The sequence below is a fragment of the Limimaricola cinnabarinus genome, assembly GCF_047631075.1.
GTDB lineage: Bacteria > Pseudomonadota > Alphaproteobacteria > Rhodobacterales > Rhodobacteraceae > Limimaricola > Limimaricola cinnabarinus.
On record NZ_JBLHYX010000011.1, the window covers coordinates 1 to 25,292 of the forward strand.

Annotated in this window: 27 protein-coding genes; 13 read left to right on the forward strand and 14 right to left on the reverse strand. The window is 68.5% G+C overall.

All coding sequences use genetic code 11. The annotated features are described in order from the left end of the window. Positions 1-76 precede the first annotated feature (76 nt). The 7 genes from ACJASC_RS10405 to ACJASC_RS10435 all read right to left on the reverse strand — a co-directional run bounded on the left by ACJASC_RS10405 (position 77) and on the right by ACJASC_RS10435 (position 7,140). On the reverse strand, positions 77-544 hold the full coding sequence (locus tag ACJASC_RS10405; RefSeq protein WP_415145777.1) for a hypothetical protein: 468 nt from the start codon (positions 542-544) through the stop codon (positions 77-79). Between the two features lie 367 nt (positions 545-911). Beyond that, the gene (locus tag ACJASC_RS10410) at positions 912-2,126 is read right to left on the reverse strand and encodes a Fic family protein (protein ID WP_415145779.1); all 1,215 of its coding nucleotides are present in this window, start codon (positions 2,124-2,126) and stop codon (positions 912-914) included. A 281-nt stretch (positions 2,127-2,407) separates the two neighbouring features. Next, positions 2,408-3,094 (reverse strand): aspartate/glutamate racemase family protein, encoded by a 687-nt coding sequence (locus ACJASC_RS10415; RefSeq protein ID WP_415145781.1) that lies wholly within the window; start codon positions 3,092-3,094, stop codon positions 2,408-2,410. Further along, complete coding sequence (locus ACJASC_RS10420) at positions 3,091-3,900, reverse strand: ABC transporter permease (RefSeq protein ID WP_415145783.1); 810 nt, start codon at positions 3,898-3,900, stop codon at positions 3,091-3,093. Before ACJASC_RS10420 ends, ACJASC_RS10415 begins: the two co-directional genes overlap by 4 nt. 1 nt (position 3,901) lies before the next feature. Then, entirely contained in the window at positions 3,902-4,765 is an 864-nt protein-coding gene (locus ACJASC_RS10425) for an ABC transporter permease (protein ID WP_415145978.1), read from the reverse strand. Positions 4,766-4,873: 108 nt separating this feature from the next. Further along, positions 4,874-6,136, reverse strand: coding sequence for an ABC transporter substrate-binding protein (locus tag ACJASC_RS10430; protein WP_415145785.1), 1,263 nt, complete (start codon positions 6,134-6,136; stop codon positions 4,874-4,876). 26 nt (positions 6,137-6,162) lie between these two features. After that, positions 6,163-7,140 carry an ABC transporter ATP-binding protein gene (locus tag ACJASC_RS10435; RefSeq protein WP_415145787.1) on the reverse strand — a complete coding sequence of 326 codons (978 nt, stop codon included), beginning with the start codon at positions 7,138-7,140 and terminating at the stop codon, positions 6,163-6,165. 236 nt (positions 7,141-7,376) lie between these two features. Here ACJASC_RS10435 and ACJASC_RS10440 point away from each other — a divergent pair, with 236 nt between their 5' ends. The 4 genes from ACJASC_RS10440 (at position 7,377) to ACJASC_RS10455 (ending at position 10,591) form a co-directional block, all read left to right on the forward strand. Further along, a complete protein-coding gene (locus ACJASC_RS10440) occupies positions 7,377-8,063 on the forward strand; it encodes a GntR family transcriptional regulator (protein ID WP_415145789.1) in 687 nt (228 codons plus the stop codon). 189 nt (positions 8,064-8,252) lie between these two features. Beyond that, the gene (locus ACJASC_RS10445) at positions 8,253-8,738 is read left to right on the forward strand and encodes a zinc-binding metallopeptidase family protein (protein ID WP_415145791.1); all 486 of its coding nucleotides are present in this window, start codon (positions 8,253-8,255) and stop codon (positions 8,736-8,738) included. Positions 8,739-8,903: 165 nt separating this feature from the next. Continuing rightward, positions 8,904-9,344 (forward strand): type II 3-dehydroquinate dehydratase, encoded by a 441-nt coding sequence (aroQ, locus tag ACJASC_RS10450; RefSeq protein ID WP_415145793.1) that lies wholly within the window; start codon positions 8,904-8,906, stop codon positions 9,342-9,344. 68 nt (positions 9,345-9,412) lie between these two features. Further along, positions 9,413-10,591 carry an amidase family protein gene (locus ACJASC_RS10455; protein WP_415145795.1) on the forward strand — a complete coding sequence of 393 codons (1,179 nt, stop codon included), beginning with the start codon at positions 9,413-9,415 and terminating at the stop codon, positions 10,589-10,591. Here ACJASC_RS10455 and ACJASC_RS10460 read toward each other — a convergent pair. Further along, positions 10,588-12,522 carry a beta-galactosidase gene (locus tag ACJASC_RS10460; RefSeq protein WP_415145797.1) on the reverse strand — a complete coding sequence of 645 codons (1,935 nt, stop codon included), beginning with the start codon at positions 12,520-12,522 and terminating at the stop codon, positions 10,588-10,590. The two genes, ACJASC_RS10455 and ACJASC_RS10460, sit on opposite strands and share 4 nt — an antisense overlap. Positions 12,523-12,933: 411 nt before the next feature. Between ACJASC_RS10460 and ACJASC_RS10465 the strand changes: the two genes are divergently transcribed. Continuing rightward, on the forward strand, positions 12,934-13,428 hold the full coding sequence (locus ACJASC_RS10465; RefSeq protein ID WP_415145799.1) for an acyl-CoA thioesterase: 495 nt from the start codon (positions 12,934-12,936) through the stop codon (positions 13,426-13,428). A gap of 4 nt (positions 13,429-13,432) precedes the next feature. Here ACJASC_RS10465 and ACJASC_RS10470 read toward each other — a convergent pair whose 3' ends face one another. Together ACJASC_RS10470 and uraH are read right to left on the reverse strand one after the other, a co-directional pair. Continuing rightward, positions 13,433-14,263: a bifunctional allantoicase/(S)-ureidoglycine aminohydrolase gene (locus ACJASC_RS10470; RefSeq protein WP_415145801.1), complete on the reverse strand. Its 831-nt coding sequence runs from the start codon at positions 14,261-14,263 to the stop codon at positions 13,433-13,435. A 57-nt stretch (positions 14,264-14,320) separates the two neighbouring features. Further along, the gene (uraH, locus tag ACJASC_RS10475; RefSeq protein WP_415145803.1) at positions 14,321-14,674 is read right to left on the reverse strand and encodes a hydroxyisourate hydrolase; all 354 of its coding nucleotides are present in this window, start codon (positions 14,672-14,674) and stop codon (positions 14,321-14,323) included. Positions 14,675-14,949: 275 nt separating this feature from the next. Here uraH and pqqA point away from each other — a divergent pair, with 275 nt between their 5' ends. From pqqA to ACJASC_RS10505, 6 genes are read left to right on the forward strand one after another with little or no spacing between them, the layout of a single operon-like run. Next, on the forward strand, positions 14,950-15,030 hold the full coding sequence (pqqA, locus tag ACJASC_RS10480) for a pyrroloquinoline quinone precursor peptide PqqA (RefSeq protein ID WP_045320211.1): 81 nt from the start codon (positions 14,950-14,952) through the stop codon (positions 15,028-15,030). A 40-nt stretch (positions 15,031-15,070) separates the two neighbouring features. Further along, positions 15,071-15,994, forward strand: a complete 924-nt coding sequence (gene pqqB, locus ACJASC_RS10485) for a pyrroloquinoline quinone biosynthesis protein PqqB (RefSeq protein ID WP_415145805.1) — start codon at positions 15,071-15,073, stop codon at positions 15,992-15,994. Positions 15,995-15,999: 5 nt separating this feature from the next. Then, the gene (gene pqqC, locus ACJASC_RS10490) at positions 16,000-16,764 is read left to right on the forward strand and encodes a pyrroloquinoline-quinone synthase PqqC (RefSeq protein WP_415145981.1); all 765 of its coding nucleotides are present in this window, start codon (positions 16,000-16,002) and stop codon (positions 16,762-16,764) included. Further along, positions 16,761-17,066 (forward strand): pyrroloquinoline quinone biosynthesis peptide chaperone PqqD, encoded by a 306-nt coding sequence (pqqD, locus tag ACJASC_RS10495; RefSeq protein WP_021694928.1) that lies wholly within the window; start codon positions 16,761-16,763, stop codon positions 17,064-17,066. The genes pqqC and pqqD overlap by 4 nt, the downstream gene beginning before the upstream one ends. Beyond that, positions 17,066-18,235 carry a pyrroloquinoline quinone biosynthesis protein PqqE gene (gene pqqE / locus ACJASC_RS10500; protein WP_415145807.1) on the forward strand — a complete coding sequence of 390 codons (1,170 nt, stop codon included), beginning with the start codon at positions 17,066-17,068 and terminating at the stop codon, positions 18,233-18,235. The genes pqqD and pqqE overlap by 1 nt, the downstream gene beginning before the upstream one ends. After that, entirely contained in the window at positions 18,222-19,151 is a 930-nt protein-coding gene (locus ACJASC_RS10505; protein WP_415145809.1) for an alpha/beta fold hydrolase, read from the forward strand. Before pqqE ends, ACJASC_RS10505 begins: the two co-directional genes overlap by 14 nt. A 23-nt stretch (positions 19,152-19,174) precedes the next feature. Here the strand turns inward: ACJASC_RS10505 and ACJASC_RS10510 are convergent, their stop codons facing one another. The 4 genes from ACJASC_RS10510 to ACJASC_RS10525 form a co-directional block, all read right to left on the reverse strand. Next, positions 19,175-20,008: a shikimate dehydrogenase family protein gene (locus tag ACJASC_RS10510; protein WP_415145811.1), complete on the reverse strand. Its 834-nt coding sequence runs from the start codon at positions 20,006-20,008 to the stop codon at positions 19,175-19,177. A gap of 185 nt (positions 20,009-20,193) precedes the next feature. Then, the gene (locus tag ACJASC_RS10515) at positions 20,194-20,592 is read right to left on the reverse strand and encodes a hypothetical protein (RefSeq protein ID WP_021694924.1); all 399 of its coding nucleotides are present in this window, start codon (positions 20,590-20,592) and stop codon (positions 20,194-20,196) included. A gap of 11 nt (positions 20,593-20,603) precedes the next feature. Beyond that, positions 20,604-22,895: a xanthine dehydrogenase family protein molybdopterin-binding subunit gene (locus ACJASC_RS10520; protein WP_415145814.1), complete on the reverse strand. Its 2,292-nt coding sequence runs from the start codon at positions 22,893-22,895 to the stop codon at positions 20,604-20,606. Next, on the reverse strand, positions 22,895-23,395 hold the full coding sequence (locus ACJASC_RS10525) for a (2Fe-2S)-binding protein (RefSeq protein ID WP_415145816.1): 501 nt from the start codon (positions 23,393-23,395) through the stop codon (positions 22,895-22,897). Before ACJASC_RS10525 ends, ACJASC_RS10520 begins: the two co-directional genes overlap by 1 nt. Before the next feature lie 261 nt (positions 23,396-23,656). Between ACJASC_RS10525 and ACJASC_RS10530 the strand changes: the two genes are divergently transcribed. Further along, positions 23,657-24,343, forward strand: a complete 687-nt coding sequence (locus ACJASC_RS10530; RefSeq protein WP_415145818.1) for a c-type cytochrome — start codon at positions 23,657-23,659, stop codon at positions 24,341-24,343. Positions 24,344-24,416: 73 nt separating this feature from the next. After that, positions 24,417-25,253, forward strand: a complete 837-nt coding sequence (locus ACJASC_RS10535; RefSeq protein WP_415145820.1) for an XdhC family protein — start codon at positions 24,417-24,419, stop codon at positions 25,251-25,253. Positions 25,254-25,292 lie beyond the last annotated feature (39 nt).

Consider the following 25,292-nt stretch of genomic DNA (forward strand, 5'->3'; position numbering starts at 1 on the left):
AACTCGTTTCCCGAGAGGCGCGATTGAACTGGCTGTGGCGGGGCGGTTGAAATCCGACAGGTCCCGCGAAACTGTCTCACCCAGATTTGGCGCGCCTCCTGCTTTTTCTCGTGGATAATAGGGTAAAAATATGGATAACAGGTGTTTTGACTGAACAACAAAGGGGGTAAGGGCCCAAATCGGCCCCACAGAGGGGAGCCGCCGATGGATCGGGGGCCTCGCGAACAGTGCCTATGAGCAGGTGTTTCCAACGAGTGGACCGGAAAAAGCGTTTGCCTGAAAAGTGAACAATGCGGATTTCCACCCCGACAATATAGGTGAAGGCCAGAAAAAGGGCCTTGAGCAGGGTCGATCCGATCAAAACCTTTGCTGCTCTGCCAGCACCGTCCAGATTGTCGATACCCTTCAGACTGGTACCACCGTCGTTACCCTTGATGCCATTTAGACGCTCGCTCGAGGCGCAGACCAGACCGTTGTGCCCGCTGCCATGATGCCGGTGACCTTGTCGAGGCGACGCTTGTGGTTGCAGACCAAAGCGCTTCATATCTCGGCAGGGTCGTCATGTTCACCGGCAGTCTCGCCTTCGGATGGCCCCACGACATCCTGCACATGGTCGGGTCTAGGGCCCATCATGACCAGCGCATTGCCCCCGCCCCTCCCCGGCTACGCTCGCAGCCCGCAGTCCATCGGTGCCCGGCGCACGGCCGCTACAATCCGCACACCCGGATCCGGGCCATGGTCTCGCCAACCACCACCACGCCGAACGCCTCCCCGCGCCACCTGCCGACCCGCTTCGTCCGGAACGCGGGACATCGAGGAGATTGGCATGCGAAGCGGTCACATGACGCGCAGTGGGCAGTATACCGTGCTGATCTGATCAAGGCCCCTCGGATATCTGGCGCCGCGCCGACCTAACTCGACGGTTCCCCTCGCAAGCCGATCAGCAGCGCGTTCGCTTGGTCGAGCGCCGTTTCGAGATCCGCGAAAGCGTGCGCCATCGCCTGCGCCGATGCCTCTTTCTGCTCCCGGCTGCGGCTGCGTGCCGTTTCGTGCATCTCGGCCGGCGGCATGACGGCGCGGGCCCGCATGCCGGGTCGTCGGGGTGGGCGGGCCGCGAGGCGTGCGCCCAAACTTGGCACCGCCCAAATCCGCGCTGTCCGGCGGCCGGTGATCTCTTTCAGGAGGCCGAGATCCGTCATCTCGTCCAGGATCGTCAGCGCGGTGCGGATCGACACGCCGATCGTCTCGGCGAGCAGCGCCGAGCTCAACACCGGCGCGGTGCCGAAGGCATGGACGGCGTCGGCCATGCGTGATCGCCCACCTCTGCCCTGTGCCGCCTCTCTCCCGCGCCGCAACCAGTCGCGTGAGAGCGCGAAACGCCCGATCTCCGCCTCGGAGACCCGCGCCAGACCGGTGCCGAGATCCATGAGCCCGGTCTCGCTGCCAGGTGACCAAGGCAGGAAGCGCCTGTGGCTCAGGGCGAGCGCGGGTGCCGAAACCCAGTGCGCATTGACCCGGCCTGACAGTCCCCGCAGGGTGTCCTCAGAACCAGTCCCGCGCGCGGCGCGGCCACGCAGGCTGCTGTCGACCGCCATGAAGATCAGCCGTTCGACGATGGGGTTGGCGCGCTGCGACAGCGCCGCGTAGGCGGCCGCCGCCCGCGCCGCAGTCAGGATCGGCATGTCGCCAGCAGCCAGCCTTGCGAAGATGCCCTCGATCTCTGCATCGGTCAGCCGATGCCCCTCTGGCTCCTCGTCCGGGTCAAGGCCCGGCCCCATGCCAGTGCCCGCGGTCCACTCGAAGCGCCGCACGGTCTCGACCGGGCGCAGCAGCGGATTGCCCGGCGCCTTCAGCACGCGGATCAGGCTCAGCGCCAGCTCCGCTCCGGTCGGATCTGCGTCCTGCCGCCCATTCTGCGCGACACGCGGCAGCAGGTCGCCCTCGGAGATCCGGATGCCCTCGAGCCCTGCGCTTGCAACCGCCTCCGCCAACGCGAGTTCCGAGCGCCAGAGGTTACCGACCTCCGGCTCTACGCGGGCCATGGCTTCGAGCCGCGCAGCCAGCACTTCGGCCCGCAGAAATGTGGACACGGCGCTACGAGCGCTTTCTGGATCGTTGAATGTCATCCGGCAAGCCCCTGCCAAATCCAAATATTTTCCGGTCTATCTGAGGATGGAACGGCTTATTTTCAATTGTCTAGATGGATCGCAAACGCGTTTCAGCAGGCCCTCAGTGGAGGAATCTGGAAGGGTGATCCTGTCCAATCCGGGCCTGCGCCAGATCGGAACGAAATCGCAGGTTTCAGTCTGCGGCCTTATGGGCAAGGGGATCTGGGTCCGCCATCTCCCCTCCTCCATCCGTTCGGTATGGGCAATGTGACCATTGCCGGTGTTTCCAAACGACCGTTTTATGATCCTGAGCCGATTTGGTCCGCAGGGCAGGACGGCGATCTCAATGCTATGCAGGCATGCGCCAGCCGCGCTGCCGCCTCGACACCCTCGACCAACGGCACCGGCGACCGGGCGCGCAGGGCGTCGATCACGCCGACCATGCCGGCGCAGCCGAGGATCACCGCGTCGGCGCCTTCGCTGACGGCGCGGTCGATCTCGATGCTCAATATTGAAAGTGCCGCATGCGGATCATGCTCCAGATCGGCGACGCGGATGCCACTGGCGCGAACCGGGCCGACGGCCCGATCGAGCCCGAAGGCCGCGATATTCGCCTCGATCACCGGCACCGCCGCCCGAACGGTCGTCACCACGGCCGTCCTGTCCGCGATCAGGGCCGCCGTATGAAACGCCGCCTGGCCAATGCCGATCACCGGACAGCGGGCAAGGGTGCGCGCCTTCCGCAGCCCGGTATCGTCGAAGCAGGCGATGATGATCGCCTCTGCACCCTGCTCGGACGCGCGCTCCACCAGCCGCAGGAGGGGCGGCACGCAGGCCGCGCCATCCTCCGGCCCCTCGATGACCGGCGGGCCGTCATGCGATGTCCAGCCCTCGAAGACGACCCCCGGCACCGCGCGGCGCGCGGCTTCGAGCGCGGCCCGCGTCATCGAGATGGTGGCATTGGGGTTGATCACGACGATGCTCATCCGCGGCCCCGGCGCCCAAAGACCCATAGCCCCGCGAGACAGGCCCCGATGATGGCGAGCGAGAACAGCGTCGTCAGCGTGCCGAGCGCGTAGAGCACCGGCGTGGTGACGTTGGTGGTCATGCCGAACACCTCGAGCGGCAGGGTGTTGCGGCTGCCCGCGGTCAGCAGCGTGCGGGCGAATTCATCGTAGGAGAGCGTGAAGCCGAACAGGGCCACGCCGATCAGCGACGGCGCGATGATCGGCAGCACCACATGCGCAAAGCCCTGCCACGCGCTCGCACCCTGATCGCGCGCCGCTTCCTCGAAGGAGGGATCGAAACGGTTGAACACCGCGAACATGATCAACAGGCCGAAGGGCAACGTCCAGGTGAGCTGCGCGCCGAAGCCCGAGGTCGCCCAATGCACCTTGAGACCGGCCTGATCGAACATCAGCCCGACGCCGAGCGACACGAGGATCGAGGGCACCACCAGCGAGGCGACGGCGAGGTAGAATAGCGCGCCCGCGCCGCGAAACCGCTTGCGGAACGCCAGACCCGCCAGCGTCGAGACCATGACCGTCACCGCCATGACCAACAGCCCAAGCGCGAGGCTGCGGCGAAAGCTGCCCCAGATGTCGCCCACCGCCTGCTGCGCAAAAAGCTCGCGAAACCAGTGCAGCGAGGTGCCGCGCATCGGGAATGTAAGGCCGCCGCCCGGCCCCTGAAACGACAGGATGCCGATGGTGGCGACAGGGCCGTAGAGGAACAGCACGAAAAGCGCGAAGAAGGCCGAGAGGACGTAGAAGCTGCGCGGGCGGGAGGTCATGTCAAAGCTCCTTGCGGATATCGACGAAGCGCATCAGCAGCCCGATCACCAAGAGCACCGAGGCCAGCAGCACCACCGCCGTGGCCGCCGCAGACGGATAGGCCAGAAGCGCGATGTCATTGGAGATGAGGCGGCCGACATTGGCCGACTGGCTGCCCGACATGAAGCGCACGGTGATGAAATCGCCCATCACCAGCGTCAGCACGAAAATCGTGCCGATCATGATGCCGGGCTTGCACAGCGGGATGACCACGTTCCACATCACCTGCGCGCCGGATGCCCCGGCGTCATGCGCCGCCTCGAGCAGAGCGCGGTCGATGCGCATCATCGAGTTGAAGATCGGCACCACCATGAACAACGTGTAGAGATGCACGAAAGCGAGGATCACCGAGAAGTCCGAGAACAGCAGCCAATCGAGCGGCTGGTCGATCACCCCCCACGACATGAGCGCCGAATTGGCGATCCCTTCGCGGCCCAGAAACGGAATCCACGAGATCATGCGGATGATGTTCGAGGTCCAGAAAGGGATGGTGCAGAGCAGAAACAGTGCGATCTGCCAAGTCAGGCTGCGAATGTGAAAGGCTAGAAACCACGCCACCGTAAAGCCGATGGCCAGCGTCAGCGCCCACGTGATCGCCGCATAGCGGAAGGTGGCGAGAAACACCCGCCCCACCACTTCGGAGGAGAACAGGTAGGCGTAATTCTCGAGGGAGAACGCCGGGATGATCGAGAATTCGGTCGCCTCCCAGAAGCTCACCGTGACGATCACCATGATCGGCAGGACGAGAAAGACCAGCAGGATCAGCGCGAGCGGCGCGGCCTGCGCATAGGCCATCAAGCGCGACCATTCGCGCGTGTGTTTCATGGCCCCTCGCACGCGGGCGGGGGCCGGATCGGCCAAAGCGGCGTCGGTCATGGACTGCTCCTGTTTGGGGAAGGGCGCGGGCGCGATCGATGCGCCCGCGCGGGGACGTCAGGCGGCGATGAATTCGTTCCACTTGCGGTTCATGTACTGGTTCTCGTCCATCACCGAGTTCCAGCAGGCGACCCGGCCCATGCGCTCCTCGAAGCTGCCGCCATCGCGCACGTCACCGGCCTGCGCCAGCACGTCGCCGGTGGGGCTGGTGATCACATCGGTCGCGGGCTCTCCCTCGAACCAGTAGCCCCATTCGTTTTCGGACATGTGGGCCTTGGAGGTTTCAGGCACCGCCGAGTAATACCCCTGCCGCATCAGGTAGCCGCCGACCCAGCCGTCGAGATACCAGTTGATATAGTCGTAGGCCGCGTCGAGCTCGATCCCCGACAGCGAGCTGGACAGGCCGATGCCGCCGCCCCAGCTGCGGTAGCCCTCCTTCAAGGGCTGATAGACGCAATCGATGCCGCGGGTCTTGACGGCGGTGATGGCGGGCGACCACATCGATTGGATCACCACCTCTCCCGAGGCCATCAGGTTCACGCTTTCGTCGAAGCTCTTCCAGAAGGCGCGGAACTGCCCGTTGCGCTTGGCCTCCGAGAAGATCGCGATGGTCTTGTCGATCTCCTCGCGGGTCATGTTGCCCTTGTTGCCATAGGCGATCTCGCCCATCGCTTCGCAGACCATGGCCATGTCCATGATGCCGATCGAGGAGATGTCGAGGATCGAGGCGCGGCCCTTGAACTCGGGGTTCAAAAGCTCGGCCCAGCTCTCGACGGGGCGGCCGATCAGGTCGGGGCGGATGCCCAGCGTGTCGGCGTTGTAGATCGTCGGGATCAGCGTCATCCAGTTGGTCTGCTCGGCGGCAAAGCCCGTGGCGCCGGGCTCTTCGATGAAGCCCACGCTATGCGGCGCGGTGCCTTGGGCGATCTCGCTGTCGGGGCCGAGCTTGCCGTCCTTGAAGATGCCGACGATCTTGTCGTAATTCGCGATCCGGCTCACATCCATCGCCTGCAGGTTGCCGGTGGGCCAGACCTTCTTGCAGATCCAGTATTCGATGTCGGCAATGTCGAAGCTGTCGGGCTGGGTCGCGGCGCGCTGGGTGACGCTGTCGCTGTCGAGCGCGGTCATCTCGAGCGTGAAACCGAGATCCTCCTTCACCTTGTCGGCGACGGCGTTGAGGTTCGACACGCCGGTGCCGAACTGGCGCAGCGTGATGTCCTTGATGTTCTGCGCCCAGATCATCGGCGCGCCGAGCGTCGATGCGGCGGTGGCGGCGGCGGCGTTCCTGAGAAGCGCGCGGCGGCTGAGGCTCTTGGTCATGTCAGTGTCCCGGTTGTTCTGGTGTGTCAGGCGCGGATCGGGTGGGCGCTGGCGGCGTCCCAGGTCAGCCCCACCGCCGCGCCCGGCGCGATGGGGGCATCGAAGAAGGCAGCCTCGGGCAGAAGCGCGGTGACCGCCTGTCCGTCGGCCTGCGCCGTGAGCGCGACATGCGCGCCCTGATATTCGACACCGGTCACGTGCCCGGTGAAGGCGGCCGCGCCAGGGGTGGCGAGCCGGATCGCATCGGCACGCACGGCGACGATGCCGCCGGGCGCATCGAGGACGTTGTGGCCCCCGATGAAGCGGGCGACGAAGCCGGTGGCGGGCCGCGACCAGACTTCGCGCGCGGGCCCCGCCTGTTCGATCCGGCCGGCGTTCATCACGATGATCTCGTCGGCCAGCGCCAAGGCCTCGTCCTGCCCGTGGGTGACGTGGATGAAGGTGATGCCCAGCTCACGCTGAAGCCGCTTCAGCTCGGCCCGCATGCGGATGCGCAGAAACGGATCGAGCGCCGAGAGCGGCTCGTCGAGCAAGAGCACCTGCGGCCGGGTGATCAGCGCGCGGGCCAGCGCCACGCGCTGCTGCTGACCACCCGAAAGCTGCGCGGGGCGGCGATCGGCGTGGTCCTTCATGTCGACCAGTTCCAGCATCTCCATCGCGCGGGCATGGCGCTCGGCCTTGTCCACGCCCTTCATGCGCAGGCTGAAGGCGACGTTGTCGCGCACCGACAGATGCGGAAACAACGCGTAACTCTGGAACATCATCGCCGTGCCGCGACGTGCGGGGGGCAGGCGGGACACGTCGCGCCCATCAAGCACGATCGAGCCCTCGCTCACGCTTTCATGTCCCGCGATCATCCGCAGGGTCGAGGATTTGCCGCAGCCGGAAGGGCCGAGCAGGCAGGCATAGACCCCCGCGCCAAAGCGGTAGTCGATCGCATCGACGGCCAGCGCTTTGCCGTAGCGCTTGGTGAGGGATATCAGTTCGAGCTCGTGCGGCTGCATGGGCGGGCTCCTTCTTGTGTCCCCCGACTGCGTCACAGCGGGCCTCGGGCGGACAAGCGCGGGGGACCGCAGCCCCGCCGAAACGCCGGGCTTTGGCGTTTATTCGGGCACCGATGATACGGATTGGCGGCATTCTGAGCATCACATCGTATACAATCCATACGCTGATCGAATCGTATATCGCGCTCTGGGCGAGTGGCGCCCCTTGTGGCAGACCGGTGCCGAGGAGTGCCGCCATGACCCGGACCAGCCGCATCGAGCCCACCAGCGCCGAGATGATTGCCGACGGGTTGTCCCGCGCGATCCATGAGCATCGGCTCGGGCCGGGGGCCAAGCTGGGCGAAGACGAGATCGGCGCGATCTACGGTGTCTCGCGAACCGTCGTTAGGGCGGCGCTGCAAACCTTGTCGCATCAGCGTCTGGTGACGATCCGGCGCAATCGCGGGGCCTTCGTCGCTTCTCCCTCGCCACGCGAGGCGCGAGAGGTGTTCGAGGCGCGCGCCTTGCTGGAGCCACGTACCGCGCAGAGCGCCGCCGAACGTGCCGAGCCGCAAGACATCGACCAGCTACGAGCCCATATCATGGCCGAGCACGCAGCCATCGAGGCCGGAGACAACGGCCGGGCGCTTCACTTGTCGGGCCGGTTTCACATCGATCTGGCACGGATCGCCGACCAGACGATCGTGGCGGGCTTCGTCGAGGAGCTTGTCGCGCGCTCGTCCCTAGTCATCGCGCTCTATTGGCGGCGCCAGAGCGCGCTTTGCGAAAGACATGCCCATCATGCGCTGATCGAGGCGGTGGCGGCGGGACAGGGCGCTCGGGCGGCCGAGCTCATGCACAGCCACCTTGTCGATCTGCACAGCGCGCTCGACCTGCGCGAACATTCCGTGCCCCCGGCCACACTGCGCGACATCCTGACCTGACGCACCGGCCTCGCAGGGCCACGTTTCACGCCTGCAAGCCCGATGCTGGCCACGAGCGCCCTTACTCTGACACCATTGCGGATCAACGGTTCAACCATCGCTCGTCCTAGGCATAATCCCCTCCCCCCGCTTGACCTCACAGTCCCCGAACTGGAACACCGGAAGGACGACAGGCGCGAGGAGGAACCCATGCCGGACCACAGCGACATGCCACGGCTCGACGCGGCGGCCCTCGCCGATCTCGTCTCGTGGCGGCGCGAGCTGCATCGGCATCCGGAGGTGTCGGGGCACGAGGCCGCGACGGCGGCGCGGGTCGCAGCACGGATCAAGGCCGCGCGCCCCGATGCGCTTCTAAGGGAGCGGCACGGCCTCGGGATCGAGATCACGCATCATGACGTGGTCGCCCATTGCGAGAACGCGCCCGAGGCGGTGGCCCGCCTCGCCGCCGCGCTCGAAGCCGAGGCCATACCGCATGGCCCCCAAGGCCAGCCGATGCGCGCCTCCGAGGATTTCGGCCGCTTCGGGATCGGCGCGACATCGGCGCTGATGCTGCTGGGCGCGGGGTTGGACCGGCCCGCCCTGCACAAGCCCGTTTACGACTTTCCCGACGCGCTGATCGAAACCGGGCTGCGCTGTTTCGTGCGGCTGACCGGGGATCTTCTGGGCTATGACTGAGACAGGTGCCCGGCCCGCTCCGATCGGGCGGCGCGGGCGTTTACCACTCCACATCCGGGCGGCAGTTCCGCTAGAGATGGGCGCGCGGGTTCCACCCCGCCCCGCCCTGCCCCGCCCCACCCCGCCATGTCGCAGCATGACGGCGCCGATCCGACAGGAGACCCCATGAAGACGATCTACGTGCTCAACGGCCCGAACCTGAACCTTCTGGGCAAGCGCCAGCCCGAGATCTACGGCCACGAGACGCTTCAGGACGTGGCGGCGCTGTGCGAGGCGGTGGCGGGCGAGGGCTTCGAGATCCGGCTGCTGCAATCGAACCACGAGGGCCAGATCATCGACTGGATCCACGAGGCGCGCGAGACCTCCTGCGGCATCGTCATCAACCCCGGCGCCTTCACCCACACCTCGATCGCGATCCTCGACGCGCTCAACGCCTATGATCCGCCAGTGATCGAGGTGCATATCAGCCAGGTCCACAAGCGCGAGGCCTTCCGCCATCATTCCTACGTCTCGCTTCGCGCCGACGGCGTGATCGCGGGCTTGGGCCTCGAAGGCTACGCCGCTGCCGTGCGCCACATCTGCCAGCTGGCGCGGCAGGCGGGCTGAAACGCCACAAAGACCGGCCGAGGCCCGTCCGACCTCGCCGCGACCCATCGATGTCAAAGGAGTCCCCTGTGAGCGCGTACCTGCCCCCGAACTTCACCCAAGACTTCGCGCCCGCCCCGACGCCCCAAGGGCCGCTGTCGGGGCTGCGGGTCGGCGTGAAGGATTTGTTCGACGTGGCGGGATACGTGACGCGCGCGGGCTCGCACGCTCGCGCCGCACAGCCCGCCGCCACCCGTGACGCCGAGGCCGTGGCCCGCCTGCGCGCCGCCGGGGCCGAGCTGCTGGGCCACACCAACATGACCGAGTTCGCCTATTCCGGCCTCGGGCTGAACCCGCATTTCGGCACGCCGATGTCGCCCATCGTCCACGGCGCGATCGCGGGAGGCTCGACCTCCGGCGGCGCGGCGGCGCTGGCCTCGGGGCAGATCGACATCGCGCTCGGCACCGATACCGGCGGCTCGCTGCGCATCCCGGCGGCCTTCTGCGGCGTCGTGGGGATGAAGCCGACGGCGGCCACCATCCCGGACCAAGGGGCCGCTGCGCTGTCGCACACGCTCGACAGCGTCGGGGCGATGGCGCGCGACGTGGCGACGCTCAGGCGCGCGCAGGAGGTGCTGGCGACCCCCGCCATGCAACCCGTCGCGCAAGCCGCGCCCTTGCGCCGCCTCATCGTGCCCAAGAGCTTCGGCATGACCGATCTCGACCCGCAGGTCGCCCGCGCCTTCGAGGCCTGCCTCGCGATCCTCGCCGATCTGGGCTTCGGGATCGAGCGCCGCGACCCGGGCTTTCTCGCCGATTATGCAAGGCTGCCGATCTGGCAGTTCGCGGCGGTGGAGAGCCGCGTGCATCACGCCGGACCCTACGAGACGTCGCCCGATCTCATCGACCCGAGGGTCAGGGCGCGCATGGACCGCGCCGACGAGGTCGATGCCGTCACCTATGCCAAGAGCCTCGCGCAGCGCGCCTCCATCGCGGCCCAAGCCCGCGACGAGCTGGGAGAGGCGGGCATCGTGCTGCCCACGGTGGCGATCCTGCCGCCGCAGCTTTCGGCCTTCGACGCTCCCGCCGCCTTCGATCGGTTGAACCTGCTGGCGCTGCGCAACACCTCGCTGGCCAACGTGATCGACGGCTGTTCGATCTCGCTTCCGATCAAGGCCACGCCCGGCGCGGGGCTGATGCTCACCGCGCCCGGGTTTCGCGACGCGGCGCTTCTCGACGCCGCCGAACGGATCGCGCCGCGGCTCTAGCCGTCTCGCGCGATCCGCGTCACCGACAGCGACGGCAGGTCCAGCCCCTCGACGCGCGCCGCTTCGGTCGCATGGTTGAACCAGAACCGCTCCGTCCCGGTGTCGCGGCGGCGCACCCCTTCGGGAAGCTCGACCACGTCGAGCCCCGCCCGTGTGCAGAGCGCCGAGACGACGCGCCGCGCGGCCGCCTTGTCGGGCCAGCCGCCCAGATAGGTCAGCCGCCCCTCGCGCATCACCGCCGGCGCCCCCGAGGCGGTCCGCTCGACCACCTTGGCCGCGCCCTCGATCGCCTCGCGGTAGAGGATGAAGGCCCCGCCCTGATCGAGAGGCTCGGGGCTGTCGGGGCGCAGGCTTTCGACATGGCTCACCACCACGTCCAGCCCCGGCATCGCGGGCGGCAGCGGCAGCGGGATCGAGAACTCGCCGTCGCGCGCCCCCGATCGCGGCCCGATCAGCACTTCGGCCTCGGCATGGGCCAACGCCTGCTTCAACGCATGGCTCATATGCATCAGCCCCGGCGCGGCGATGAGCCGGTAGCCCGAGAAGTCGCGGCAGGTGGCGGGCAGGATGTCGATCGACAGGCCAAGGCCGCGCATCGCCTTGTAAAGATCGAGCACGAGGCCGAAATAGCTCAGCCCCTGCCCGTGCGGCTGCACCGCCCAGGCGGCATCGGCGTCGTAATCGAACAGGATCGCCACCTCGGAGGCGGCGTTGGCGACGGCGGGGGCCTGCGCGATCTCGCGCGCGACCTGACGCGCCTCCTCCAGCCCCGGCGCGGGCTGGCTGTCGGGGCGCAGCAGGCCCGAATGCAGCTGCTCCTGGGCGAAGGGGGCCTGCCGCCAGCGGAAATAGCTGACGCATTCCGCGCCATGGGCAAAGGCCTCCCAGCTCCAGAGCCGGACCATGCCGGGATGCGGCGCGGGGTTGTGCGGGGCCCAGTTCACCGGCCCCGGCTGCTGCTCCATCACCCACATCCGGCCCCGCCCCACGGCGCGGTAGAGATCGTGATGCAGCGCCTGAAAATCCGGATCGCCCTGCCGCGCATAGGACCGCTGGGTTTCCGCGTCGGCCCCGGCGCGGTCTTCGAGAAAGCCCAAGGGATAGCTGTCCCACGACGCGAAATCGAGATCCTCGCCAACGGCGAAATGGTCGAAATCGGTGACCCGACCCATGTAGTTGTGGGTGATCGGCGCCTTGGAATGGGCGCGGATGATCTCCACCTGCCGGCGGTTGAAGGCCACGACCTGATCGGAGGAAAACCGCCGGAAGGCCAGCGCATGGGCCGGGTTGGGTTCGGTCACGGTGAGGTTGGGCAGGTCGATCTCGTCGAAGTCGCGGTAGTCCATCGACCAGAACACGTTGCCCCACGCGGCGTTGAGCGCGTCGATGTCGCCATCATTGCCGGCACCCGGATACCGCCCGCGCAGCCAGCGTTGAAAGGCGCGCCGCGCGGCGTCGGAATAGGAGATCGTCGTGTCGTGGCAGCCATATTCATTGTCGGTCTGCCACGCCGCGACATGTTCGTTGCGCCCGTATCTCTCGGCCAGAAGCGTGACGATGCGGTCGCTCTCGGCGGCGAAACCTTCATGGCTGAAGCAGTAATGACGGCGCGAGCCGAACTTGCGCGGACGGCCCTGCGCATCGACCGCGAGCATGTCGGGATGCCGGTCGAGAACCCAGCGCGGCGGCGTCGCCGTCGGCGTGCCCAGCACCACCTTCAGCCCCGCCTCGCCCAGCGTCCAGATCGCCTCGTCGAGCCAGTCGAAGCGCAGATCGCCGGGGCCGGGCTCCAGCCGCCCCCATGCGAACTCGCCGATCCGCACCCAGGTCAGCCCGGTCTCGGCCATGCGGCGCGCATCCTCGGCCCAGATCGCGCGCGGCCAGTGTTCGGGGTAGTAGCAACAGCCCAATGTGCGGGTGAGTTCGGTCATGTCGGTCCGCCTGTCGGGGAAGGGCACGCGCCCGCGTTTCCCCATGTGGTGTGAGTGAAGGCCGCGAGTGGCCGCGTGGCGGGGCCAAAGGGAGGCCGGTGATGGCTGCTCATGGCACGGCTCCCGTCGCGGCTCCCGTCACGGATCACGGGTTTCATTATTCGAAACCTCGTCTTGCATGTTGAGATGATAGGCCCTTCAGCCCCGTGCTTGTCAACAGCCGATGCCGCCTCCCGCGCCGGTATGACAAGGGCGCGGACAACGGCATGGACAGGGGCGCGGGATCACGCCGACACGCTGCCCCCCTGCCCCGCGCCGCATCGCCGATTGGCGCGGCGCGGCGGTCGCGCTAGGCTGAACCGCCCCCTGATGTCGGGGCGGCGTCGGGACGGCAGGCAAGGGAATAGGGGCATGGATCGCAGCGGTCTGGAAATGACGGTGCTGATGACGCCGGACATGGCGAATTTCAGCGGCAAGGTGCATGGCGGCGCGCTTCTGGCGCTGCTCGACCGCGTCGCGTTCTCCTGCGCCTCGCGCTACTCGGGCGAATACGCGGTGACGCTCTCGGTCGATCAGGTCACCTTCAAGGAACCGATCCATGTCGGCGAGCTGGTGACCTTCCGCTCGCATGTGAACCACACGGGCCGCACCTCGATGGAGATCGGCATCCGGGTCGAGGCCGAGAACATCCGGCGCGGCACGCGGCGGCACACCAATTCGTGCTATTTCACCATGGTCGCGGTCGATGAGCGGGGCCGCCCGGTCCCGGTGCCGCCATGGGAGCCGGGCGACGCGCTGGAGCGCAAGCGCCTGCGCGCTGCCGAGCTGCGCCGCGAGATCCGGCGCGAGATCTCGGCCCGTCAGGAGGCGGCGATGGCGGAGGCCGCGGCCTCCGAGCCCGGCTGACGCCTCAGCGCCGCGCCGGAAAGGCGGCGTGGCGGTTCACGTCCTTGTAGAGCAGATAGCGGAACGGCCCCGGCCCGCCCGCGTAGCAGGCCTGCGGGCAGAAGGCGCGCAGCCACATGAAATCGCCCGCCTCGACCTCGACCCAGTCGCGGTTGAGCTTGTAGACCGCCTTGCCCTCGAGCACGTAGAGCCCGTGCTCCATCACATGCGTCTCCTCGAAGGGGATCACCCCGCCGGGCTGGAAGGTGACGATGGTGACATGCATGTCGTGGCGCATGTCGGACGGATCGACGAAGCGCGTCGTGGCCCAGCGGCCTTCGGTGCCCGGCATCTCGGTCGGCGTCACCCGCGCGTCCGAGGTGACGATCGGGTCGGGCCGGTCCAGCCCCTCGACCGGCTCATAGAGCTTGCGGATCCAGTGGAACCGCGCCGGGCCACCCCCCGTGGCGCGCAGGCTCCAACCCATGTCGGCGGGCAGATAGGCATAGCCGCCCGGCCCCATCTCGTGGCGCGCGCCGTCGATCTCGATCTCGAGCGCGCCCTCGGTGACGAAGATCACCCCCTCGACCCCCGCCGCCGTCTCGCCGCGCGCGGCACCGCCGCCGGGCTGCACCTCCATCACGTATTGCGAGAAGGTCTCGGCAAAGCCCGAAAGCGGCCGCGCGATGACCCAAAGCCGCGTGCCCTCCCACAGGGGCAGAAAGCTCGTGGTGATGTCGCGCATCGTGCCCGCCGGCAGCACCGCATAGGCCTCGGTAAAGACCGCGCGCCCGGTCATCAGCGCGGTCTGCTCGGGGTGGCCTCCCGTCTGGGCGAAATAGCTGGGCGTGGTCATGGCTCTCTCCATCGGCTGGGCCGGTCGGGGTCTGGCGGGCGGTCGGGCCCGCAGGTTTCAGCTGCCGCGATAGGTCGAATAGCCGAAGGGCGAGACCAGAAGCGGCACGTGGTAGTGCTTGGCCTCCGACAGGCCGAAGCGCAGCGGCACGAGGTCGAGGAACCGCGGGCTGCTGCTGTCGACACCGCAGGCGTCGAGATAATCGCCCACCGCGAAGACCAGCTCGTAGGTGCCGCTCGCGAACTCGGCCTCGGGCAGGATCGGCGTGTCGGTGCGCCCGTCGGCATTGGTGACAAGGCGGCGCAGCACCTTGCGCCCCGCCTCGTCGATCCGCGCCAGCTCGACCCCGAGCCCCGCCGCCGGGCAGCCCCGCGCCGTGTCCAGAACATGCGTCGTCAGATACCCGCCCATCGCGAGGCCCCCCTGTTGTCCGGCCCCGAGCATAGCGCGCCGCGCCCCGTGCGAAACCACGCAGCGCGAGACGGTCCTTCAAGATTTTCGAGAGACCCGGCCAGACACCCCGCCAGAAACCCGCGACGGCATGGCACGATGGGCGCGACGGATCGCGCCGTCTCTACGACCTTCCGCCAATACTGACGCCCCGTCGCCGCTGCTAGGCTCGGCGTCACGGGCCATCGCCGCCCGCCGCCGGTCCCGCCGGCGGATCGCAACGCTAGGAGTGACCAATGACCTGGAAGGCCCCCGTCATCGTCGAAGTCGAAGTCGGCATGGAAATCAACATGTACGCCTGCGCCAAGCGGTCGTGACGACCGCGCCCCGCCCGCCACGGCCCAAGGGAGGCCCCTGATGCTCAGGATCGTCGTTCTCGGCGCCGCGGCGGGCGGGGGATTCCCGCAATGGAACTGCAATTGCGAGGGCTGCCGCGCCGCGCGCGCCGCACCCGAAACCCAGCAGGGTCAGGCCGGCATCGCGATCAGCGCCGATGGCGACAACTGGTTCCTGGTCAACGCCTCGCCCGACATCCGCCAGCAGATCAACGCCACGCCCTGCCTGCACCCGCGCGCGGGGCGGCTGCGCGACAGCCCGGTCGCGGGCGTGATCCTCACCAATGGCGAGGTCGACGCGGTGGCGGGGCTGCTGTCGCTGCGCGAGGGCACGCCCCTGACCATCTATGGCCACGCCCGCGTGCTCGGGGTCTTGGCCGAGAACAGCCTGTTCGGCGTGCTGCATCCCGACCTCGTCGCCCGCCGCGAGATCGCGCCCGACGCCCCGTTCGAGCCGCGCCTGCCCGATGGCCGCGCCTCGGGCCTCGTGGTCGAGGCCTTCGAAGTGCCGGGCAAGCCCGCATGGTATCTCGAAGGCGAGGCGGAGCCCGACGCGGAGCGCCCCGGCGACACTCTGGGCCTGCGCGTCGGCACCACCGATGGCGGGCCAAAGGTCTTCATCATCGCCGCCTGCGGCCGCGTCACTCCGGATCTGGCTGAACGGCTGCGCGGTGCGGCGATGGTGCTGTTCGACGGCACGCTGTGGCGCGACGACGAACTGATCGAGCAGGGGCTGCACCACAAGACCGGGCGGCGCATGGGCCATATCTCGGTCTCGGGGCCCGACGGCGCGATCGCCCGCCTCGCCGATCTGGGCATCGCGCGAAAGCTCTTCGTGCATATCAACAACTCGAACCCGCTGCTGCGCCCGCACAGCGCCGAGAGGGCCGAGGCCGAGGCGGCGGGATGGCGGGTGCCCCGCGCCGGTGAGGAGATCTTCCCATGACCGAAATGAGCTTCGACAGCTCCTTTGCCTATACGGAGGAGCCGCTGGAAAGCGCCGCGGCGCTGGAGCGGCGGCTGCGCGCCATCGGGGCCGCGCGTTACCACGATCTGCACCCGTTCCACGACATGCTGCATGGCGGGCGGCTCGATCTGGGACAGGTGCAGGCCTGGGCGCTGAACCGCTGGTATTACCAGTCCTCGATCCCGATCAAGGACGCGATGGTGCTGTCGCGGTTTCGCGACCGCGAGACCCGGATGGAATGGCGCCACCGGATCGAGGATCACGACGGCTCGCCCGGCGACGAGGGCGGCCTCGACCGCTGGCTGGCGCTGACCACCGGTCTCGGCCTCGACGAGGGCTATGTCACCTCGGCGCGCGGCATCCTGCCCGCCACCCGCTTTGCGGTCGACGCCTATGTCAGCTTCGTCGGCACCCGCTCGCCGCTCGAAGCGATCGCTTCCTCGCTGACCGAGCTTTTCGCCCCGAGCCTGCACGAACGGCGCATCTCGGGGATGCTGGAGCATTACGACTTCATCCACCCCGGCATCATGACCTATTTCCAGCGCCGTCTCGGGCAGGCGCCGCGCGACGCGGGCTTCGCCCTCGACTACGTCAAGACCCATGCCCGCACGCCCGAAGCGCGCGCTCTGGTCTGCGAGGCGCTGATCTTCAAGACCGACGTGCTCTGGGTGCAGCTCGACGCGCTTTACCACGCCTATGTCACCGGCCACCCTCCGCCCGGCGCGTTCCGGCCGGAGGGGGCGGCATGAGCGAGGCGCGGGCCGCTCTGGGGCCCCAAAGCCGCCCCGCCCTGCCCCGCTTCGTAAAGCTCAGGCACGACCGCGCGCGCGGCATCTGGGTGCTGCTCGCCCCCGAACGCGTGCTGGTGCCCGACGAGACGGCGGTCGAGGTGCTGAAGCTCTGCGATGGGGCAACGACGCTGGACGAGATCGCCGCCGCCCTCGCGCGCCGCTACGACGCGCCTCGGGCGGCGATCCTGACCGACATCGCCGCGATGCTCGACGATCTCGCGGCCAAGGGGTTTTTGCGCGACATGAGCGAGGCGTCATGATGGACGGCGACACCATGGGCGGGCTGTCGCCCGCCGCCACCGCCCGCTTCGGCATCCCCGTGGCGGTGCTGGCCGAGATCACTCATCGCTGCCCGCTGCAATGCCCCTACTGCTCCAACCCGGTCGAGATGGAGCGCGCGCAGGCCGAGCTTTCCACCGAGGACTGGTTGCGGGTGCTGGGCGAGCTTGCCGATCTCGGGGTTCTTCAGGTGCATTTCTCGGGCGGCGAACCCTTGGTGCGGCGCGATCTCGAACGCCTCGTCGCCCGCGCCGCCGAGGTCGGTCTTTATACCAACCTCATCACCTCCGCCGTGACCCTGACGCGCGAACGTCTTGCGGCTCTGGCCGAGGCCGGTCTCGATCATGTGCAGATCAGCTTTCAATCGAGCGAGGAGGGTCTGGGCAACCGCATCGGCGGCTATCGCAAGGGCCATGCCAGGAAGCTGGAAGCGGCCACTTGGGTGCGCGATCTGGACCTGCCGCTCACCGTCAACGCGGTGATGCACCGCCAGAACCTGCACCAGCTGCCCGAGATCATCGAGATGGCGGTCGCGCTCGACGCGGCCCGGCTCGAGGTCGCCAACGTGCAGTATTACGGCTGGGCGCTCAGGAACCGCGCCGCCCTGATGCCGACGCTGGCGCAGATCGAGACGGCGAGCGCCGTGGTCGAGGCGGCGCGCGCGCGGCTCGGGCCGCGCCTCGTCATCGACTATGTCGAGCCCGACTACTACGCCGCGCGCCCCAAGAAATGCATGGGCGGCTGGGGGCGGCAGTTCTTCAACATCTCGCCCTCGGGCAAGGTGCTGCCCTGCCACGCCGCCGAGACGATCACCGCGCTCGACTTCGACAGCGTGCGCGACCGCCCCCTCGCGTGGATCTGGGAGCATTCGCACGCGCTCAACCTCTATCGCGGCACCGACTGGATGCCGGAACCCTGCCGGGGCTGCGCCCACAAGGAGGAGGATTATGGCGGCTGCCGCTGTCAGGCCTTCGCGCTGACCGGCGAGGCGGGGGCGACCGACCCCGCCTGCGCCCTGTCGCCGCGCCACGAGGAGATCTTCGCCGCGGCGCTGCGCGACAGCGCGGCGGGCAGCGACCGCTTCACCTATCGCAACTTCGCCGGCGGCACACTTGAACCAGTGACGGAACCGGCCGATGACGCGGGCTGATCCGGCCTTCGCGGGCCATGTCGCGATGACCGACGGGCACGAGATCTATGCCGAGCTGACCGGCCCCGAGGACGCGCCTCGGGCGGTGTTCCTGCATGGCGGCCCCGGCAGCGGCTGCCAGCCCGCGCATCGCGCGCTGTTCGGCCCCCGCACTCGCCTTCTCATGTTCGATCAGCGCGGCGCGGGCCGGTCTGCGCCCCGGCGCGGCCGCGACGCCAACACCACCGCGCATCTGGTGGCCGACATCGAACGCCTGCGTCGGCATTTCGGCATCGACCGCTGGCTGGTGGTGGGCGGATCATGGGGCGCGACGCTAGCGCTGGCCTATGCGCAGGCGCATCCCGACCGCGTGCGCGGCCTCGTGCTGCGCTCGGTGTTCCTCGGCACGCGGGCCGAGCTCGAAACCGTGTTCCTCGACACGCTGCCGCGCTTTCATCCCGGCCTGTGGGAGGATTTCGTGTCGCTCCTGACCCCGTCCGAGCGCGCCGATCCGCTGGGCGCCTACTGGGCGCGCATCCTCGATCCCGACCCCGCGCGTCATCGCGCCGCCGCATGGGCATGGCACGACACCGAACGCATCCTGTCGCAGATCCGCCCCGCCGCCACGCGGCTCGATCTTGCCGTCCTCGGCGATCCCGCCCGCGGCCTGCCCGCCACCCCCTTCATGGAGGCGCATTACTTTCGCAACGACTGCTTTCTCGACGCGCCGCTGCTGTCTCGCGCCGACCGGCTGCGCGGCATTCCCGGCGTCATCGTGCAGGCCCGCTACGACCTGCTCTGCCCGCCCGCCACCGCCCACGCGCTGGCGCGGCGCTGGGATGCCGCCCGCATCGTCGACGTCCCCGATGCGGGCCATTCGATGGGCGATGGCGGCACGGCGCAAGCGCTGCGCGCTGCCATCGCCGACATGGGCTGACCTCGGCCCAAGCCCCGCGGCGCTCACCCGTCCCTGAGACGGGCGCGCAGGGCGTCCTCGTCGAGGCTTCGACCGGTGAAGAGGCGCGAGGCATGGACGCCCTGATGGAAATAGAGCTCCCAGCCCGAGAGGATCTGCAGCCCTTCGGCCCCGGCCTCGGTGAGAAACCGGGTCTGCTCCGGCGTATAGACCGCGTCGAAGGCCCAGCCCGCCCCCGCCATCGCCGCGCGCGCAAGCGGCGTGCCGGGATGCCCCTCCATGCCGAGCGGGGTGCAGTTGATCAGCCCGTCGGCCCCGATGGCGGCGGCGGCGGCGTCGGCATGCACCTCGACCCTCATCCCGGGGGCCGCGGCATGTAGGGCTGCGGCCAGCGCCTCGGCCTTGGCCGGATCGCGATCGACCAGCCGCAACGCCGCAGCCCCCTCCCCCGCGAGGCCGAAACCCACCGCGCGCCCGACCCCGCCGGTGCCGATCATCAGCACCGTGCCGGGGCGGGCCGCGCTGCGCAGCCGCGCATAGGCCGCGCGAAACCCGGTGTAGTCGGTGTTGTGCCCCTTGGGGCCGTCCGCCTCGAACAGCACCGTGTTGACCGCGCCGATGCCGCGCACCAACGGGTCCTCGACCGCGACCTTGCGCGCCGCGATCTCCTTGTAGGGATAGGTGACGTTGATGCCGCGATAGCGGCGCGCGCACTCGGCAAAGACCGCGTCGAAGCCCTGCCCCAGATCGGCGGGGATCAGGCTGTCATAGGTGGTGAGCAGGCCCAGCATCTCGCCCGCGACGCGGTGCAGCAAGGGTGAGCGCGAGGCGCGGATGTTGTCGCCGATCAGGCCGAGGCGGAGGATGTCGCTGTGCATGAAAGTCTCGCGTCATGGTGGTCATCCCCATGTCAGTGACAAGCCGGGCCGTCCGCAACGGCGCATTCGCACGACGCCTGTCAATACGCAGGCGGTGCCGCGGCCCCGAACATGGGGGTCGCGATGGATGCCGACGGCGCGTCGCCGGACCGGGGACAACCCCGGCCCGGCGACGCGCCCGCGGCTCAGTTTTCGAGCAGGGTCAGGATGACCTCGTCGACGGCCTCGGCGCAGGCCGCGTCGTCGCCCTCTTCGGCCAGCTCGCGCGCCTGCTGAAGCGCGGCGCGAGCCTCAATGACCTTTTCGCCGCCATTGCCGGCCTCGTCGGCGTCCTCGACGGCCTCGACCTCTTCCTCGGTCTCCTGCACCGGCACGACGTCGCTGCGCTCGGTGTCCTCGATCGCCTGCGCCTCGCGCGCGCCGGCGACGGCCTGACCGCCCGAGGAGGCGGAGATCGCCTGCTCGGCCGCGGTGTCGAGCAGGCGCTCGAACTCGTCGATCCGGCCCGTGCAATCATGCGCGAGCGCGGGGCCCGCCAGCAGGCTGGCGGCCAGCGCCGCCACGGTGATCTTCGTCCTGTTCATCTCGGGTTCCCTCAGCTGCGCAGTTGATCGGCGATCGGAAGCTGCCGGATACGCTGACCGGTCGCCGCGAAGATCGCGTTGGTGATGGCCGGAACGACCGGCGGCAGGCCCGGTTCGCCGACACCGCCGAGCGGGCGGTCATAGGCGGCGTCGGAGCCGACGATATGCACGTCGATCCGCTTGGGCGCGGCGTCCATGCGCGGCACCAGATAGGTGTCGAAGTTGGCCTGCTGGGCGCGGCCATCGGCAAAGGTGACCTCGGTCATCAGCGCCTGTCCCACGCCCATGATCACCGCGCCCTCCATCTGGCTGCGGATCCGGTCGGGGTTGACGTTGGCGCCGCAATCGATGGCGATCGACACGCGCGGCACGACGACCTGACCGTCCACCACCTCGACCTCGGCGGCCACGGCGACATAGCTGACGAAGCTGTAATGCCCGGCGATGCCGAGGCCCCGCCCCTCTTGCATGTCACGGCCCCATTCGATGCCCTCGGCCGCCGCTTCGACCACCGCCGCCATGCGGCCGGTGTCGATCGGATAGGCGTCGGGATTCTCGCCATAGTTCCACACGTCGCCCTGATTGGTCGGATCGATCTGGCGCGCCGGGCCGATCACCTCGAGCAGGTAGTCCTTGGGATCGCGCCCCGCCGCATGGGCCAGTTCCGAGACGAAGGACTGGATCGCGAAGGCATGCGGGATGTTCGACACCGAGCGATACCAGCCGATGCGCACATGCGCCGCCGCCTGCGGGTTCTCGGCGCGGATGTTCTCGATCGCCAGCGGCATGTTGAGAAGACCCATGCCAAGCTCGAAAGGCAGCTTCTGCATCGGATCGGGCGCGAAGATCGAACCGATGGTCGGCGCGGCGGTGCGGTGCAGCCATGCGGTGGGCTTGCCGTCCGCGTCGAGACCGGCCTGCATCTTCTCGACCGACACGGTGTGGTAGTAGCCGTGCTGGATGTCGTCCTCGCGGGACCAGGTGAGCTTGACCGGCGCGCCGTCCATGGCCTGGCTCAGGATGCCCGCCTCGAGCACGAAGTCGGGCTTGGACTTGCGCCCGAAGCCGCCGCCCAGAAGCGTCACGTTGACGGTCACGTTCTCCTCGGCGAGGCCGAGCCGTTCGGCCAGACGAAGCCGCGTCACCTGCGGCGCCTGCGTGCAGGCCCAGGCCTCGGCGCGGCCATCCTTGATCTCGACCACGGCGGCGGGCGGCTCCATCGGCGCCTGCGCTAGGTGCGGGATGTAGTATTCCGCATCGACCACCTGATCGGCCGAACCGATCGCGCCGTCGAAATCGCCCTCGTCGCGGATCACCTTGCCCTCGCGGGAGGCGGCCGCCTGCGTCAGCTCCTCGTGGTAGGCGGCGCTGTCGTAATCGGCGTTCGGCCCTTCGTCCCACTCGATGGTGAGCGCGTCGCGCCCCTTCATGGCGAGATAGGTGTTCTTCGCGATCACCGCGACGCCACCCAGCGGCGCGAACTCGGTCGGGAAATCGGAGGCGTCGATCTTCACGACCTTTTCGACGCCCTCGATCGCCAGCGCCGCGCTGTCGTCATAGCTCGCTACCCGGCCGCCATAGACCGGCGGACGCGCGACCACGGCATAGAGCATGCCGTCGCGCTTCACGTCGATCCCGTAGGTCGTGCTGCCGGTGGTGATATCCATGTTGTCGACGAGGCCGATCTTGGACGTGCCGATATAGCGGAACTCGGACGGGTCCTTGAGCACGAGACTGTCGCGCGCGGGCACCTCGAGATCCATCGCGGCGGCGGCCAGCTCGCCATAGCCCAGCGATTTGCCGGACCCGGCATGCCCGACCTTGTGACCTTCGGCCTTCACCTCCGAGACATCGACGCCCCATTGGTCGGCGGCGGCCTGTTCGAGCATGGTGCGCGCGGCGGCCCCGGCGCGGCGCATCGGCATGAAGAAGTGCCGCAGGCTGCGCGAGCCGTCGGTGTCCTGGTTGCCGTATTTCTCTTCGAGACCCGGCGCCTGATCGACGCGCACGTTCTCCCATTCGGCGCCAAGCTCGTCGGCCACGACCATGGCGATCGAGGTGCGCACGCCCTGCCCCATCTCGGAGCGGTGGCAGGTCACGGTGACGATGCCGTCGGGCGCGATGGCGATGAAGATGTTGGGATCGTCGCGCCAGCCATTGGGCATGGCGTCGCGCCCGAATTCCGGCTCTTCCTCCTGCGCCCGGCTCGGACGCGGCAGACCGACGGCGAGGACGAAGCCCCCCGCCCCGATGCCGCCCAGAAGCGCGCGGCGGCTCACATTGATGATCGACCCGTTACGCATCACTTCTGCTCCGCTTCCTGAACGTCCGCATCCATCGCGGCTCCCGAGGCCTGCTGACCCGCCGCCTGCTTGATCGCCGCGCGAATGCGCGGATAGGTGCCGCAGCGACAGATGTTGGCGCTCATCACCGCGTCGATGTCATCATCGGTCACGGTGTCGTATTGATCGACGAGGGCGGCGGCCTGCATGATCTGACCGGCCTGGCAATAGCCGCATTGTGCGACGTTGAGATCGCGCCACGCCTCCTGAACCGGGTGGTCGCCCTTTTCGGACAGCCCCTCGATGGTCTTGACCTGCGCGCCTTCGAGCACGCCGACCGGGGTGATGCAGGCAAAGGACGGCGCGCCGTCGATATGCACGGTGCAGGCACCGCAGGCGGCGATGCCGCAGCCGTATTTCGTGCCCGTCAGCCCCAGCTCGTCGCGCAGGTACCACAGGAGCGGTGTATCCTCGTCGCCGTCGAAGGCGCGTTCGACGCCGTTGACCATGAGTTTGACCATGAGGGCCTCCTTTTTGAGCCGGGGCCGCGCGGAAAGCGGAAACGAGAGACGCCCGCCACTGCGCGGTTTCGGCTGATCTAACTGGCGCGAAGGCAGGCAAAGTCCATGCCGAGCGCCCGATTGCGCCGCAATTTCTTGTCTGTCGTTGCGGCATTCTTGGAACCGGGTCGGGCGCTCAAGGCTTTTGGCCCTGATCCGGCGCAGCGGGGCGGCGCTTTGCTCCTGCCCGGTCCCGCGTCGAAACCTCGAAAGGACATCCCGATGAAGACCCTCACCCTCACGGCATTCACGGCCCTTCTGGGAAGCGCGGCCATGGCGCAGGACATCACCGGCGACGCCGCCGAGGGCGAGGCGCAGTTCGCCCGCCAATGCGTGTCGTGCCACGTCATCGCCAATGACGCGGGCGAGGTTCTTGCCGGGCGCAACGGCAAGATCGGCCCGAACCTGCACGGAGTCATCGGACGCACCCCCGGCGCGGTCGAGGATTTCCGCTACAGCGACGCGATCATCGCCTATGGCGAGATGGACCCCGCCGAGGACCCGACCGGCACCGCGCCCATGAGCGACGACATCGAAGGCATGGTCTGGGGCGTCGACAACACCGTGGCCTATCTTCAGGACCCGACCGGCTTCCTGCGCGAAGCGCTCGACGATCCGCGCGCCCGCAGCAAGATGGCCTACAAGGTGCGCGACGAGCAGACGGCCCATGACATCACCGCCTATCTGGTGAGTTTCAGCCCCGATTTCGAAGCTGGTGAGGAAACCGGCGACGAGACCGGTGAGGAAACCGGCGACGAGGCCGAGGACGGTGCCGCATCCGGGGATGCCGCGACCGGGATGGAAACCGGGATGGAAACGGAAACCGGTGATATGACGACCGAGACCGAGACCGAGACCGAGACCGAAGCGGATATGGACGCCGAGACGGAAACCGAAACCGCGAACTGACTCGACCGGTGGCGGGCCCTGCCCGCCGCCGTCCCCCTTCCGAGCCGCTCGCATCAGCGGGCAGGAGCGCGCCTTGAACCAGACCTCCCGGTTTCCCGCCCATGCCGTTTCGACGGGGCCGCTCCTTTCGGCCTCCGAGGCGCGTCCGATGCTCGAGGCGCTTGCACCGGCGGGCGGGGTGATCGCGATGATCACCGGGATCGACGGCGCGTTCTACCGGCCCTTGGGCGCGCTCATGGCCTTCCCGACATCCGCCGACCCGGTGGGAGGCCTGTCATCGGGCTGCATCGAGGGCGACCTCGCGCTGCACGCGCAACAGGTGGCCGAGACCGACGCCCCCCGCACGCTCCTCTACGGCAAGGGGTCGTCCTTCGTCGATATCCGGCTGCCCTGCGGCAGCGGCATCGAGGTCACGCTGCTGCCGATCCGCGATCCCGCGCCGCTGCGCGCCACGCTTGAGCGGATCGACGATCGGCGCGAAACGACGCTCGCCCTGCCCGGCCTGCCGGATCTGCGCCTGCGCCCCGATCCGCGCATGGTGGTCTTCGGCGAGGGTCCCGAGGCCGACGGGTTTGCCATGCTCGCCGCCGCCGCGGGCTATCCCGTCGCCCGGCCCGACCGCGCCCGACCCGAAGAGCTCGACCCGCGCTCGGCGGTGGTGCTGTTCTTTCACGACCACGAGCGCGAGCTGGATATCCTGACCGCGGCCCTCGACAGCGACGCCTTCTGGATCGGCGCGCAGGGCAGCCGCACCGCGCATGCGCGCCGTTGCGAGGGGCTGCAAGATCGCGGCGTCGCCAAACCCGCGATCGACCGGGTTCGCGGGCCGATCGGGCTGATCCCCGGCACCCGCGATCCCCGCGTGTTGTCGATCTCGGTCCTGGCCGAGATCATCGAGGCAGCGCGCTGAGGAATCTATCCCGCAAGAACATTACGGAAACATTTCCAC

Coding starts and splice junctions, on each gene's coding strand:
- ACJASC_RS10405 (WP_415145777.1), bottom strand. CDS start 544: ATGAAGCGCTTTGGTCTGCAACCACAAGCGTCGCCTCGACAAGGTCAC.
- ACJASC_RS10410 (WP_415145779.1), bottom strand. CDS start 2,126: ATGACATTCAACGATCCAGAAAGCGCTCGTAGCGCCGTGTCCACATTT.
- ACJASC_RS10415 (WP_415145781.1), bottom strand. CDS start 3,094: ATGAGCATCGTCGTGATCAACCCCAATGCCACCATCTCGATGACGCGG.
- ACJASC_RS10420 (WP_415145783.1), bottom strand. CDS start 3,900: ATGACCTCCCGCCCGCGCAGCTTCTACGTCCTCTCGGCCTTCTTCGCG.
- ACJASC_RS10425 (WP_415145978.1), bottom strand. CDS start 4,765: ATGAAACACACGCGCGAATGGTCGCGCTTGATGGCCTATGCGCAGGCC.
- ACJASC_RS10430 (WP_415145785.1), bottom strand. CDS start 6,136: ATGACCAAGAGCCTCAGCCGCCGCGCGCTTCTCAGGAACGCCGCCGCC.
- ACJASC_RS10435 (WP_415145787.1), bottom strand. CDS start 7,140: ATGCAGCCGCACGAGCTCGAACTGATATCCCTCACCAAGCGCTACGGC.
- ACJASC_RS10440 (WP_415145789.1), top strand. CDS start 7,377: ATGACCCGGACCAGCCGCATCGAGCCCACCAGCGCCGAGATGATTGCC.
- ACJASC_RS10445 (WP_415145791.1), top strand. CDS start 8,253: ATGCCGGACCACAGCGACATGCCACGGCTCGACGCGGCGGCCCTCGCC.
- aroQ (WP_415145793.1), top strand. CDS start 8,904: ATGAAGACGATCTACGTGCTCAACGGCCCGAACCTGAACCTTCTGGGC.
- ACJASC_RS10460 (WP_415145797.1), bottom strand. CDS start 12,522: ATGACCGAACTCACCCGCACATTGGGCTGTTGCTACTACCCCGAACAC.
- ACJASC_RS10465 (WP_415145799.1), top strand. CDS start 12,934: ATGGATCGCAGCGGTCTGGAAATGACGGTGCTGATGACGCCGGACATG.
- ACJASC_RS10470 (WP_415145801.1), bottom strand. CDS start 14,263: ATGACCACGCCCAGCTATTTCGCCCAGACGGGAGGCCACCCCGAGCAG.
- uraH (WP_415145803.1), bottom strand. CDS start 14,674: ATGGGCGGGTATCTGACGACGCATGTTCTGGACACGGCGCGGGGCTGC.
- pqqA (WP_045320211.1), top strand. CDS start 14,950: ATGACCTGGAAGGCCCCCGTCATCGTCGAAGTCGAAGTCGGCATGGAA.
- pqqB (WP_415145805.1), top strand. CDS start 15,071: ATGCTCAGGATCGTCGTTCTCGGCGCCGCGGCGGGCGGGGGATTCCCG.
- pqqC (WP_415145981.1), top strand. CDS start 16,000: ATGAGCTTCGACAGCTCCTTTGCCTATACGGAGGAGCCGCTGGAAAGC.
- pqqD (WP_021694928.1), top strand. CDS start 16,761: ATGAGCGAGGCGCGGGCCGCTCTGGGGCCCCAAAGCCGCCCCGCCCTG.
- pqqE (WP_415145807.1), top strand. CDS start 17,066: ATGGACGGCGACACCATGGGCGGGCTGTCGCCCGCCGCCACCGCCCGC.
- ACJASC_RS10505 (WP_415145809.1), top strand. CDS start 18,222: ATGACGCGGGCTGATCCGGCCTTCGCGGGCCATGTCGCGATGACCGAC.
- ACJASC_RS10510 (WP_415145811.1), bottom strand. CDS start 20,008: ATGCACAGCGACATCCTCCGCCTCGGCCTGATCGGCGACAACATCCGC.
- ACJASC_RS10515 (WP_021694924.1), bottom strand. CDS start 20,592: ATGAACAGGACGAAGATCACCGTGGCGGCGCTGGCCGCCAGCCTGCTG.
- ACJASC_RS10520 (WP_415145814.1), bottom strand. CDS start 22,895: ATGCGTAACGGGTCGATCATCAATGTGAGCCGCCGCGCGCTTCTGGGC.
- ACJASC_RS10525 (WP_415145816.1), bottom strand. CDS start 23,395: ATGGTCAAACTCATGGTCAACGGCGTCGAACGCGCCTTCGACGGCGAC.
- ACJASC_RS10530 (WP_415145818.1), top strand. CDS start 23,657: ATGAAGACCCTCACCCTCACGGCATTCACGGCCCTTCTGGGAAGCGCG.